The sequence below is a fragment of the Companilactobacillus farciminis KCTC 3681 = DSM 20184 genome (assembly GCF_002706745.1).
Classification (GTDB): Bacteria; Bacillota; Bacilli; order Lactobacillales; family Lactobacillaceae; genus Companilactobacillus; species Companilactobacillus farciminis.
This window is the reverse complement of sequence record NZ_CP017702.1, coordinates 1,450,137-1,463,382: the sequence shown is the minus strand read 5'-3', so window position 1 is coordinate 1,463,382 and position 13,246 is coordinate 1,450,137. Positions and strand designations below refer to the sequence as shown.

The 13,246-nt window shown below is 34.0% G+C and carries 13 protein-coding genes; 11 read left to right on the top strand and 2 right to left on the bottom strand.

The genetic code is table 11. The annotated features are described in order from the left end of the window. Positions 1-155 precede the first annotated feature (155 nt). From LF20184_RS07135 to LF20184_RS07125, 4 genes are read left to right on the top strand one after another with little or no spacing between them, the layout of a single operon-like run. Complete coding sequence (locus LF20184_RS07135) at positions 156-2,960, top strand: family 78 glycoside hydrolase catalytic domain (protein ID WP_056945130.1); 2,805 nt, start codon at positions 156-158, stop codon at positions 2,958-2,960. 14 nt (positions 2,961-2,974) lie between these two features. Beyond that, positions 2,975-3,382: an MFS transporter gene (locus tag LF20184_RS12965; protein WP_236906315.1), complete on the top strand. Its 408-nt coding sequence runs from the start codon at positions 2,975-2,977 to the stop codon at positions 3,380-3,382. Then, positions 3,349-4,158: an MFS transporter gene (locus tag LF20184_RS07130; protein WP_235699469.1), complete on the top strand. Its 810-nt coding sequence runs from the start codon at positions 3,349-3,351 to the stop codon at positions 4,156-4,158. Before LF20184_RS12965 ends, LF20184_RS07130 begins: the two co-directional genes overlap by 34 nt. 9 nt (positions 4,159-4,167) lie before the next feature. Beyond that, positions 4,168-5,025: an alpha/beta hydrolase gene (locus tag LF20184_RS07125; RefSeq protein WP_010019895.1), complete on the top strand. Its 858-nt coding sequence runs from the start codon at positions 4,168-4,170 to the stop codon at positions 5,023-5,025. A 33-nt stretch (positions 5,026-5,058) separates the two neighbouring features. Here the strand turns inward: LF20184_RS07125 and LF20184_RS07120 are convergent, their stop codons facing one another. Beyond that, positions 5,059-6,171 (bottom strand): helix-turn-helix domain-containing protein, encoded by a 1,113-nt coding sequence (locus LF20184_RS07120; RefSeq protein ID WP_056945129.1) that lies wholly within the window; start codon positions 6,169-6,171, stop codon positions 5,059-5,061. A gap of 104 nt (positions 6,172-6,275) precedes the next feature. Here LF20184_RS07120 and LF20184_RS07115 point away from each other — a divergent pair, with 104 nt between their 5' ends. From LF20184_RS07115 to LF20184_RS07105, 3 genes are read left to right on the top strand one after another with little or no spacing between them, the layout of a single operon-like run. Continuing rightward, a complete protein-coding gene (locus LF20184_RS07115; RefSeq protein WP_010019893.1) occupies positions 6,276-7,199 on the top strand; it encodes an ROK family protein in 924 nt (307 codons plus the stop codon). After that, positions 7,189-8,652: a glycoside hydrolase family 1 protein gene (locus tag LF20184_RS07110; RefSeq protein ID WP_010019891.1), complete on the top strand. Its 1,464-nt coding sequence runs from the start codon at positions 7,189-7,191 to the stop codon at positions 8,650-8,652. The genes LF20184_RS07115 and LF20184_RS07110 overlap by 11 nt, the downstream gene beginning before the upstream one ends. Positions 8,653-8,660: 8 nt before the next feature. Further along, positions 8,661-8,942, top strand: coding sequence for a SemiSWEET family transporter (locus tag LF20184_RS07105; protein WP_010019890.1), 282 nt, complete (start codon positions 8,661-8,663; stop codon positions 8,940-8,942). Positions 8,943-9,004: 62 nt separating this feature from the next. Here the strand turns inward: LF20184_RS07105 and LF20184_RS12850 are convergent, their stop codons facing one another. Then, positions 9,005-9,145: a hypothetical protein gene (locus LF20184_RS12850; RefSeq protein ID WP_154646003.1), complete on the bottom strand. Its 141-nt coding sequence runs from the start codon at positions 9,143-9,145 to the stop codon at positions 9,005-9,007. A 158-nt stretch (positions 9,146-9,303) separates the two neighbouring features. On the opposite strand from LF20184_RS12850, the gene LF20184_RS07100 reads away from it, so the two are divergent. The 4 genes from LF20184_RS07100 to LF20184_RS07090 all read left to right on the top strand — a co-directional run bounded on the left by LF20184_RS07100 (position 9,304) and on the right by LF20184_RS07090 (position 13,243). Continuing rightward, positions 9,304-10,506, top strand: coding sequence for a CCA tRNA nucleotidyltransferase (locus LF20184_RS07100; protein ID WP_010019889.1), 1,203 nt, complete (start codon positions 9,304-9,306; stop codon positions 10,504-10,506). A 53-nt stretch (positions 10,507-10,559) separates the two neighbouring features. Then, positions 10,560-11,024 carry a hypothetical protein gene (locus LF20184_RS07095; RefSeq protein WP_010019888.1) on the top strand — a complete coding sequence of 155 codons (465 nt, stop codon included), beginning with the start codon at positions 10,560-10,562 and terminating at the stop codon, positions 11,022-11,024. 57 nt (positions 11,025-11,081) lie between these two features. Then, a complete protein-coding gene (locus LF20184_RS12760; protein ID WP_010019887.1) occupies positions 11,082-11,252 on the top strand; it encodes a hypothetical protein in 171 nt (56 codons plus the stop codon). Positions 11,253-11,341: 89 nt separating this feature from the next. Further along, positions 11,342-13,243 carry an ABC-F family ATP-binding cassette domain-containing protein gene (locus LF20184_RS07090; RefSeq protein ID WP_010019885.1) on the top strand — a complete coding sequence of 634 codons (1,902 nt, stop codon included), beginning with the start codon at positions 11,342-11,344 and terminating at the stop codon, positions 13,241-13,243. Positions 13,244-13,246: the final 3 nt, after the last annotated feature.

Sequence of the window (13,246 nt, the reverse complement as noted above, 5' to 3'; positions counted from 1 at the left end):
GTATCTGAATAATTAAAGGGTGATTATTGGGTTTTATTATTTTTTATAAAAAGCATTATTTTGAAATTAAAAGCATTATTTGTTAATAAATTATTTTGATAAATCATACTATATTATTTGTAAGCGGTTACTGATGATTGAAGGAGGTTTACATAGTGGAATTTGAACAAATATTTATTAATCATATGGAAAATCCTGTTGGTTATGAATTTAATGATCTATTTATAAATTGCCAAATTAAAGCTAATAGTTATTCAAATGAATTATTAAAACGTTTAAAAATTACTAATAGTAAGAAAGAAATTTTTTCAACAGATTGGGAACCAGCAAATGATTTATCATTTCAGCCAGATCTTCAACTTCAAAGTAAAACTAGATATCAAGTTTTTGTCGAATTGAAAGATAAAGATCGAATTTATAAGAAAGAAGCTTTTTTTGAAACTGGATTAATGACGGGGTTCAAAAATAGTCAATGGATTGGTAGTTCAGATGAAGGTATTCACGGCATTCAAGCAATAAAAGAAATTAATGCAACTTCTAAAGTCAAAAAAGCTCGGTTATATGTAACGGGTTTAGGCTTATATGAAGTTTATATCGATAATCAAAAAGTTGGGGATGAATATTTGGCACCAGGCTTTACTAATTATAGTTACTATACTCAAATAGCAACGCTTGATGTCACGAAATATTTGAAAACTTCGGGAACACATCTCTTAAAAATTTCTTTAGGCGATGGTTGGTATAAAGGAAAGCTGGGTATCAAAGAACACGGTGGTAAAGAAAATCAATATGGCAATGCCTTAATGACTAATGCTGAATTAGATTTAGAAGATGATATTGGCAGATTGCAAGTGATTGGAACTGATGAAACCTGGAAGATTCAGACTTCTGAGATTACACATTCTGGAATTTACTATGGAGAAGATTTAGATGAAACCATGACTCCAAAAACATTATCATTAAAAGTTTTTGAACAACCAAGTAAGCATCTTAAAGATAGACTGAGTTTACCTATCAAAGCTCACGAAATTTTTCGACCTAAAAAGATTGTTACTCCAGCCGGAAATTTAGTTCTAGATTTTGGTCAGAACATGGCGGGCTGGATTGAATTTGAAAATGATTTGCCAAAAGGTACTAAAGTGGAAATTCAATATGGTGAAATTTTGCAAAATGGCGAATTATATCGGGAAAATTTACGTTCAGCTCGCGCTAGCTTTACTTACGTAAGTAATGGGATAAAGCATTTAGTTCGTCCACATTTTACTTATTTTGGTTTTAGATATGCTAAAGTGAACGGCTTATCAAATGATTATGACGTTACTAACTTTAAAGCCGTAGCTTTGTACTCAGATATGAATCAAATTGGTGATATTCAAACTGATAACGGGCTAGTTAATCAGTTGTTCAGTAACATTCAATGGGGACAGAAAAGCAATTTTATTGATGTTCCAACTGATTGTCCACAACGTGATGAGCGTTTGGGCTGGACAGGTGATGCTGCTATCTTTGCCAAAACAGCTAGTTATAACATGAATACTGCACAGTTCAATAAAAAATTTGCATATGATATAGCAGTTGAACAAAGTCAACGTCAAGGCGAAGTTCCATTGTACGTACCAAATGTCGATGGCGATGATGGTGGTAAAGCAGTTTGGGGTGATGTTGCGACAATTATTCCTTGGATCACTTATCAACGATATAAAGATACGACTATTTTGAAACAAAATTTTGGTGCCATGATGTCTTGGGTTGATTGGATACATGACTATGCTAAAAAAACTAAGAATGAATTTTTATGGCTTGATTCTGATCAATTGGGAGATTGGTTGGCTTTAGATACTGAAGATATTTTTCATCTCAAAGGTAAGACACCTGATGATTTAATAGCCAGTGCATATTATTATCAATCAACTTTAATAGTTTCTAAAACAGCACAAGTCCTTAATGCAAAAAGAGAATTTGACTACTATCGCTTATTGGCTAATAAAATTAGAGAATCATTTATTAATGAATTTTTCACAGCTAGTGGCAGACTAATTACTGATACACAAACAGCATTAGCTCTTTGTTTACATTTAAATCTTTATCCAAAGAAGTTTAAAGAACAGTTGGTAAGTAAATTTATTGAGCGAATTGAGAAAGATAAAAATCATCTTACAACTGGTTTTGTTGGAACACCTGTATTGTTACCTGCTTTGACAGAAAATAATCAACATGACTTAGCCGTTCAAATATTCTTAAATGATGATTATCCAAGTTGGTTAAATGAAGTTAAATTAGGTGCAACAACTATTTGGGAACGTTGGAATTCAGTACAAGAAAATGGAACCATCAGTGAAAATGGAATGAATTCCTTAAATAATTATTCATCAGGAGCTGTTATGCAGTGGTCTTATGAGTATCTATTAGGTATTCAACAAAAAGAACAATTAATTATTGCACCGCGTATTACACCAAAATTTAGAAAGTTAGCTGGATATACGGATTTAAATACTGGTCAGCTTGCAATTTCTTGGAAAATTGAGGATCGACAAGGTAGTCAAGTAAGTTTAAAGATAGATATTCCTTATGATAATCCCGCTAAAATTATTCTTCCTAATACAAAGGAATGGAAAGATAATGGCATCGTCCATCAAAATGGCGACGTTTTAGCTCCAGGACATCATGAGATCACTTATCAACCAACAGTTGCTTTTATAAATACATATAGCGTACACACAGCTTTAAAAAATTTTAATGATGAAAAAATTAACAATAAGTTGAGAGAATTAGTACCATTTTGGAATTTTATTGAATTACCAGGGAATTTTGATCACTTTAAAGAATTTTCATTATTGCAATTGAGTAATGAAATGAAGGGGATTGGTTTTTCTCCATTGACGCATGAACAAATTAAAAAAATTGATGCTTATTTTAGAGAATATTCAAAAAATAAAATTATGGAAAAGGATGATAAATAATTATGAGAAAAATAATGACTAGATTTGCAATTTTAATTTTGTCAGTCTTTACAGTTAGCGCCGGAGCGACAGCCGCTACCATTCCACTAATGATGAAAAGCTTTCCAAATATTAGTTCCACAACGATCGAATTGTTAATGACGATTCCATCATTAGGAATAATTGTTTTCACTCCAATTAGTAATTGGGTTGCTGATTTAATTTCTGTTAAAAAGACTATTATGACAGGTTTGATCTTGATTTTTATCGGTGGGGTTGTTCCAGCAGTTACGTTAAATTTCCCATTGATCTTTGCTTCAAGAATTATTTTAGGATTAGGAACAGGATTGTTGATGTCATTCTCACAATCTTTGATCATCCAATTGTATCAAGGACGCGAGCAACAAAAATGCTTGGACTATCAAGTGTATTTCAAGGTTTAGGTATGTTTTTTATGACTTATATGGCCGGTGTTTTGCTCAATAGTGGTTGGCAGATGTCATATTGGGTCTACTTGATTGTTATTCCAATTATTCTATTAGTTGGAATTTATGTTCCCAAAACAGTTGGTAAGGTCGAAGAAACCGGTGCAGTTAGTGATAGTAAGAAAATTGACGGTAAAATTTGGTTGTTAGCATTTTTTGCTTTCTTATTCAATGCAACATTTGCTTTCATTTCGATTAAGTTTGCTATGTTAGTAGTTTCAAGAAATTATGGAACTGCCGCTGATGCTAGTACTTTATTAGGTTTAATGGCTTTTGCAATGGCTGCCGGTGGTTTTGTTTTCATGTATGTTCAAAAACATTATTTCAAATTCACCACAGCAATTGGTTTAGGTTTTGCCACGATTTCATTTTTGATTTTAACGATTTCCAGATCACTTATGTTTAGTGGACTGGGTGTAATTTTAGTTGGTATTTCAGTTTCAATTTTTATGGCTTCTATGGTTGCAAATATTAATAAAATGACTTCACAGTCTCAAGTGGCTTTTTCAACTTCGATTGTTATGACTTGTGCCAATGTGGGGACACTTATTTCTCCTTATTTTGCACAAATTATTGCAAAAGCATTTGGTAATCAAGAAGCTGGATTTACGTTTGAAGCTGGATTAGTAATCTTTGCCATTTTATTAGTTATTTCCACATTAGTTGGTTTGAATTATTCAAAATTTGAAAACAAGGATAATCGTAAAGATACAAATATTAAAATGCAAAATTAGGAGTAAGAAATGTTAAGTAAACAAGCAAAAGAAGCAATAAAAATTGCTCAAAGTATTAAAACTCAGCAATCAGATGATTTAACGCCTGAACAGGCAGTATTTTTAAGAAAAGACGCTGATAAAAATAATTCAATTCCAATACCTAGTGATATCAAATTAGAGAGCCTAGATGACCCTAAAGGTGAGTTATATCATTATGGAACAAGTAATGAGAATGTTTTATTATTTATTCATGGTGGGGCTTATGCAACAGGAAGTGTTAAGTCGCGAAGAAATTTATGTTTTGGTTTGATCAAACGTTTAGGGTATGATGCATTTTCTGTTGATTATCGTCAATGGCCGGAAGCGAAACATCCTGCGGCCCAAGAAGATGTTATGAATGCTTACAAATTTCTTAAAAAACGTTACAAACATATCTTTATTTTTGGAGAATCTGCCGGAGCTACTCTTGCTTTAACTTTGACTTTGCAATTAAAAGCTGAGGGATTATCGTTACCAGATAAAATTGCTGTCTTTTCACCAGTAATTACTCAAATAAATATCCTGCCATCGGAATATCTCTTGCAAGAAAGAGACCCAATGTTGCTCGGTGCTGGTGCCCCAGTTCCATATTTTGATGAACCTTATAAAAAGGATCCTTTAATTTCTCCAATTTATGGTGATTATAAAGGTTTTCCACCATTGATGATCAATTGTGGAAGTGAAGAAGTTAAATACGATGATTCCAAAATACTTAATTTTCTATGTCAAAAAAATAATGTCGATGTAACTTGGACCGTCTGGCAAGATTTATTCCATGTTTTTGTATTATTTGATATGCCGGAAACTGATCAAGCATTAAATCAAATAGCACGATTTTTAAAATAAAGAAAGTCGGCAAATAATTTGTCGACTTTTTTCTTATAGATCCTGATTTTTTCTAAATTGTGATGGGGTTTGACCGGTTGTACTCTTAAACACCCTAGATAATTGAGAAGGGTTCTCATAACCTAAAGTATCAGATATTTCTCTGATTGGTAATTGAGTAAAAAGTAAAAGTTGTTTGGCAGAAAGAATTTTTTGTGAAGTTAAGAATTCAATAATGCTGATACCAGTCGTTTTCTTAAATAGGTGCATTAAATAAGATTTACTGCTACCAACGGATTGGGCAATTTCATCGACATTTTTAACAACAGTTAAATTGTCGTAGATATATTCTTGTGCCCGATAAATCAATGAAGGAATGTTATTTCTTTTTACCAAAGCAACGTTTTTAACGAAACGTTCACCGATTGTTCTAGTGTATTCGTAAATATTGGTAATGTTTTGTTTTAATTCTGTTTTTTTTATGCATTCATCACTCAATTCATAGGCACTTTCAGCATACATTCCTCCACGAATTGCCGCTCGGGTGAAAAGCGTTGTAGCAGCTACAGTAATATTCTCTTTACTTCTTAAATCTGATGATGCCAGAATCCCAAAATTACCTTTATCCATGAAAGCAATGTAATTTTTATTAAATTCTTTTAAATTACCATGTTCAACTCCCAATAACATTTGTTGTTCGGCTAAGTAACCATTGTGAGAAGGTTTATTAGCGTTAAATGATTCAACACGTTGATTAGGACGATCTAGAAGTCCATAGTCGTTTAAATCTAGTTGCTGTTGAGTAAAAATAGGTTCCGATTTTGTTAGAGCAAAATAAAATATCTTCAGTTGAGCTTGAAAAGTATTGAAATCAGTTAGTGGAACTTTGTCAGCGTAGGCTCCGTTACCGTTAATTGCAGTTGATGTAGCCCAGATAAGAACTTTTGTTTTTTCTAACCTAAATGAAGCGATGGATCCAATTTGGGCAAAAAGATTAATAGTTATTTTAGAATTAATATCTTTTAAAATTTTATTGCTAAGTCGTTCTGAAAGATTGGGGGCAACGGTCATCTTGAATACCTTTGATAAATGATTTGAATCAGCATACAAAAAGACTGATAAATTGGTTGCTTCGTGAAACCATTGTGAAATTTTTTCTATTTCCATATCGATTACCTCAATGATAGCTATATTCGTATATAAAAAGCATGATTAGTTAATTGAATTTTAACAGAAGAATAATAATAAAACATATAAAAGAGGTAATAAAAATGAAAACCTACTTAGCCTTTGATATTGGCGGGACTAAACTAAAATATGCTTTGATCAACAATCAAGGACAAATATTAAAGAAATATTCAGAAAACACTATTAGTAATTCTAAGTCAAATTTTATTAAACGACTTAATGAAATCATTGAGCAGTTTGAATCTCAAATATCAGGTATTGGTGTCAGTGTACCCGGGAAAGTCGATGCTAAGACTGAACAAATTCATTTCGGTGGATCTTTACCTTTTCTTGATGGGATTCAGTTAAGTAATGTTTTAAATACATCATTACCGATTCATATAGAAAATGATGCCAAAGCAGCCACGTTAGGAGAAAAATGGCTAGGTTCATTAAAAGACATTGATAATGGAGTAATGTTGGTTTTAGGAACAGCAGTCGGTTCAGGAATAGTATTGAATGGACAACTTCTTTACGGTAGTAATCAACAAGCAGGCGAAGTCAGTTTTATGAGTTTAGGAAACCTTGATAGGGAACATTTCTTTGGAAGTAAGTGTTCAGCGGTAGCAATGATTGAAGATATTAGTCATCATTATCATCTAAAAGACGTTGATGATGGTAAAAAGGTCTTTGAATTGATTATCGCTAAAAAAGATTTTGCTAAATTACGTTTTGAAGAGTTTTGTCAGAATGTGGCTTTATTAATTTACAATATGCAAGTTATTTTGAATGTGAATTGCTTTGTAATCGGTGGTGGAATTTCTCGACAAGCTATTGTAGCCACGGGAATCAATCAAGCGTTAATTGATTTAAGAGCAACCAATTTGATGGTAAAGAGGACGCTTAAAAAACCGGATATTATTAATTCGCGTTTATTTAATGAAGCAAATTTATTGGGTTCCATTAGTAGTTTCAATGTGGATGATTCAATTCAATCAAATTTAAGGGAGATATCAAATGATAAGTAAAACTAATTTTCCAAAGAACTTTTTGTGGGGTGGTGCAACTGCTGCCAATCAAATTGAGGGTGGATATGACCTTGATGGTAGAGGGATGTCGATTGCCGATACTTTACCTGGAGGTAAAAACCGTTTCAAAATTGTAGAATCAGATGATTTCGATTGGAGTATTGACAGTAGGAAATACCGTTATCCTAATCATTTGGGCATTGATTTTTATCACCACTATCAATCAGATATTAAATTATTTTCGGAGATGGGATTTAAAACTTATCGTTTCTCCATTGCATGGAGTCGAATTTTTCCTCGAGGTGATGAGGAGTATCCTAATAAAGCTGGATTACGATTTTATTCTGAAGTTATTGACGAATGTCTAAAATATGGAATTGAACCAGTGATTACATTGTCACATTATGAGTTGCCTTTATTTTTGGCCAAGGAATATGGTGGATGGAAAAATCGTAAATTAATCGATTTTTTTGAAAAATACGTTCAAGTGATCATCAAACAATTTGGTAAGAAAGTTAAATATTTTTTGACTTTTAATGAAATTAACTCTGCCGGACAACATCCGGTGATGGGTCAAGGAATGATACCAAAAACTGGGAGCCTAAATAAGCAAAATGTGTTTCAAGCTTGGCACAATCAATTTGTTGCTAGTTCCAGAGCAGTTAAAATTGCACATGATTTTAATAGGAACATTCAAGTTGGTTGTATGTTGTTGTATGCCACTTCATATGCATATAATTCCGATCCAAGAAATCAACTAGCTAACTTGCAAAATGAACAAGAGTTTAATTATTTTTGTGGTGATGTTCAAATACGTGGTGAATATCCAGCTTATACAAATCGACTTTTTAAAAAATATGGTGTGAAAAACTTAGAAATTACTGATCAAGACTTGAGTGAATTGAAGAAGTACCCAGTTGATTTTATTTCAATAAGCTACTATATGTCGACTGCCATAGAAGTTACTCAGAATTCTCATGATACAGCTGCTGGTAACTTAATTGGGGGAGTTAGAAATCCATATTTGAAATCTAGTGAATGGGATTGGCAAATTGATCCCACTGGTCTGAGAATTGCCTTGGATAAGTTGTATGATCGCTACCAGAAACCAATTTTTGTAGTTGAAAATGGTTTGGGCGCTAAGGATAAATTGACAAAAGACAATAAAGTTTATGACGAATATCGCATTGATTATTTGCGTTCACACATTCAAGCCATATCAGAAGCTATTGCTGATGGAGTTCCAGTGATGGGATATACACCTTGGGGTTGCATTGATTTAGTCAGTGCTTCGACCGGTGAAATGTCCAAACGTTACGGTTTTATTTATGTAGATTTAAATGACGATGGAACAGGTAGTTTACAACGATTCAAGAAAGAGTCGTTTATGTGGTATCAGCGAGTTATCAAAACCAATGGGGCCGACTTATCTACAGATGGACTAAACTATTGAGGTGAACTATGGAACAAACAAAAATAATTACAAAGAAAAAAGATGGACTTTTTTATGTCAGTAGATTAGCTACAATTTTTTCTATTCTGATGTATGTTTCTTATATACCACAAATTATGGATAATCTTAATGGATCACAAGGAAATCCTATTCAGCCCCTATGCGCAGCTCTCAATAGTACTTTATGGGTTTCTTATGGGCTTTTAAAAAAGAAACATGATTGGCCAGTAGTGATTGCTAATTTGCCAGGAATCGTTTTAGGATTGGTTACTTTCTTTACATCTTTATAAGTACAAACAAAATAAACCTTATTAGAATGTGTTTTAATTTACACATTCTAATAAGGTTTTTATTATTTATCTTTTCCAGCCACCAGACTGATGAGAAAAACAACGGAGTTTAATAAAAGTGCCGAAAAGGTCAGCCAGTTGATACCGCCAATAATTCCTACCCATAATCCAATCAATGAAATCAAAAGTATAATATTTACCATTTTCTACGATTGCCAGAAGGATTGTTTTTAGAACTGTTTTCCAGCAAACTTTCACTTCCTTATTGACTTCATTATATCGCAGATAAAGAGGTTTATTTGGCAACTTGGCTTAATGGTATATAATAATTAAAGACTTTTATTATACGTGAGGTAAATATATGCAAATCAAACAACTTCCTGCAGATTTTCAAGCAGCATTACCAGTTTTAGAAAAAATAGAACAAGCCGGATTTGAAGCTTATTTTGTAGGAGGTAGTGTCCGTGATCACATTTTAGGCTTAGCGATTCACGACGTTGATATTGCTACCAGTGCTTACCCTGAAGAAATTAAAGAGATTTTTAAGCGAACAGTTGATACTGGAATCCAACATGGAACAGTGACCGTTTTGATGGGGGATGATTCTTATGAAATCACTACCTTTAGAACTGAATCCGGCTATCAAGATTATCGTCGTCCTGACAAGGTAACCTTCGTACGTTCATTGGCTGATGACTTAAAAAGACGTGATTTTACGATCAATGCTTTGGCAGTTGATAAAAATGGTCAAGTGATCGATAAATTTGATGGATTAAAAGATTTAGATAAGAAAATTATTCGTGCTGTCGGTCACGCTGAGGAAAGATTTCACGAAGATGCCTTGAGAATGATGCGGGCGGTTAGATTCCAAGCACAGCTGAATTTCAAAATTGAAGAAAAAACTGCTCAAGCGATTGCTGATAATGCGCCGTTATTAGCAAAGATTGCGATTGAGCGTATCCGTGAAGAGTTTGTCAAAATGATGCTGAGTCAAAATTGGCAAACAGGTTTGGCTGACTTCATTAAACTAGGTTTAAGCGAGTATTGTCCTGGATTTAAAGATCAAAAATTGGAATTAGCTGAATTATTGGATGTTAAAGATGCCAAATTTAGCGATGAAGAAGCAGCCTTTAGTGCTATTGGCTATGTCCTAAGCTTGAATCATCAAGAATTCAACAAGTTTTTGCGTGACTGGAAGGTTTCCAATAAGACTCGTGAAATTAGTTTGAATACTTTGAATCTGCTTCACTTATTTGAGAGTCAAGACTTCGATCTTTGGAATATTTATAAGTTAGGAACGGATAATTTGAACCGGACAATTGAGTTATCAAAGATGTTCCAAATTGAATTTGATTATACAAATTTGAAGCAAAAAGTAGATCAAATTTCTATTAAAAGCAGCCATGATTTAGAGCTGACAGGTAAGAATGTTTGTGAAATATTGGACGTAAAACCGGGTCCAATCATCGGTAAGTCGATGTCGCAAATGGAGCGTGCTGTCGTGGAAGGAAACGTTTCCAATAATTTTGATGATTTGAGACATTATTTGTTAAGTAATCAATAATGCTGTGTTATCATAAATTTAGTAAGTATTTTAGAAATTGGAAGGGTGATAATATGACTAAACATGTTTTTAAAGAACTTAAGTTTTACTTTAGAAATGATGATACTTGGACTGTTAGTCACAGTGAAATGAGTGATGTTTGGATTGCGCGTGTAACAACTAGTTATGGACGTATTAAAGGTGGACGTATGCAAGAGATTCACCCATGCAAACGCTTTAGAATTGAAATCTTGCCAGAAGCTGATTATATCAAGGATACAGATGTTTCTACTGCTGCAATGGCCGATGGCATGTTCAATCGTATTATTAAGTATCAAGACATTGAAAAATGCGACATTGTCTTTGAAGATGACCAAGATAAAGAGCCAATGCAAATTTACTTCCCATTCAAGCAAAAAGATGTTGAAGGATTAGATAATGCTTATCAATCTTCAGCTGTTTCAAGTAAAACTGGCAACCTTTATATTGCTATTGACCCAGAAAATACAGTTTACGACATTTATAAAGAAGATCTTTAAAATAGTGCGAGACCTTAGTGTAAAATCTAAGTCTCGCTTTTTAATTGGAGGAGAATAATGGGAAACTTAAAAATTGGCAGCATGGTGACGGTCGTTGATCAAAAGGATGTCATGAAAGATCAAATCGGTGCTGTCGTGTATTTTGATGAGAAGCGAGCTAAGATTTTAGTTAGATTTGGCGGACAACAGCAAATGTATTATTCCATCGACCAATTGCAGGAATATTAACTTCTGACATGTGATAAAATAAAACAGAACAGCAATAATACCTCTATCTACATCGGTAGAGGAATTTTTTATTTATAGTGGTGAAATAATTGAAAACCTTAAACATAACAAATGCATCAAAATCATTTGGTGAAAGAACGCTTTTTACCAATGTTACCTTTACAATCAACGAAGGAGATCGAATCGGTCTTTTGGGACTAAATGGAACTGGTAAGACGACTTTGCTAGACGGAATCGTCAACAACTCTGATCTCAATACGATCGAAGTTGAAAAACCTAAGGACTACAAGATTTCTTATCTCAAGCAGCAACCGGATTTGGACGAAAATTCATCAGTCATCGATGCAGTCTTTAACGGTAGTGGCGAAAAATTCCAATTGATTCGACAATATGAGAATTCCTTGGCAAAATTCAACGCTAATTCAACTGATCAAAAGATTCAAAATGACTTTTTCAAGTTGCAAGAAAAGATGAATGCGGCTGAAGCTTGGCAGATGGAATCTGATGTTAAATCGATTTTGAACAAACTAGGAATTACGGAATTAGACAAGAAAATCAAAGAGTTATCTGGTGGTCAACAAAGACGTGTCGCTTTAGCTCAAACTTTGATATCTGAAGCTGACCTTTTGATCCTAGATGAGCCAACCAACCATCTTGATTATGAAGCTATCGATTGGCTACAAACTTACTTGAGCAAATACAAGGGTTCAGTTTTATTCGTAACCCATGATCGTTATTTCTTGAATGAAGTGGCGACAAGAATTTTTGAGTTGGAAAACCGCAATGTGACTGAATATGACGGTAACTATGAAAAGTACTTGCAACAAAAAGCGGCCAACGAAGAGATCTATGCTTCTGAACAACATCATAAGACTCAATTGTACAAGCAAGAGTTGAATTGGATGCGTGCTGGTGTTAAAGCTCGTGGAACTAAACAGCAAGCTAGAAAAGACCGTTTCAACGACTTAAAAGAGGACTTACAAAACAAACCAGACGTTCAAAAAGAAATGTCGATCGATATTGCTCAACAGCGTCTTGGTAACGATGTCTTCGATATCAAAGATGCCAGTTTGAAATTCTCAAAACATGTGATCTTAGACGATTTCAGTTATTTGGTAACTAAAGGTGATCGAATCGGAATCACTGGTGCTAATGGTTCTGGAAAAACTACTTTCTTGAATACGATTGCTCAACAAATTCCACTCGATTCCGGAGAAATTAAGACTGGTCAAACAGTTCGACTCGGTTATTACACGCAGCATACGCGTGATATGGACCCAGACAAGCGTGTTATCAGATACCTTGAGTCAATTGGACAAGGTGCTAAAAACACTGACGGTACGCATATGTCAGCCTCACAGATGCTAGATACTTTCAAATTCGATCATCAAATGCAAGGAGCTTTCATTCGTGAATTGTCCGGTGGTGAAAAACGTCGTCTGTACTTGTTGGCTATTTTGATGGACCAACCAAACGTCCTGTTGCTAGATGAACCGACAAATAACTTGGATATTGAAACTTTGACGATTCTAGAGAATTACTTGGAAAACTTTAAGGGAACAGTTATGGCAGTTTCTCATGACCGCTACTTCTTGGATAAAGTTGCCCATAAATTACTAATTTTTGAAGGTCAAGGCGATATTGAAGAAAGCTACGATTCATATTCTGGCTATCTACAAAAAGAGACAGAGAAAAAACAAGCTCAACATCATGAAGTGAAGACACAAAAGCACGTTGAAGCCAAGGAAAAAGAAGCTCAGAACAAGCCTGCTGAAAAGACTAAGTTAACTTACGCTGAACAAATGGAATTCGATAAGTTAGAGCCCCAAATCGAAAAACTCGATGATGAAATGGCTAAGTTAAAGGAACAATTAAATGATCCTAAGAATGGCTATGAAGATTTGATGGATTTCCAAAGACAATTGGATGAGAAGACTGCCGAATCTGATAAGTTGATGGATCGTTGGGAATATTTAGGACAGTATATCTAGGAG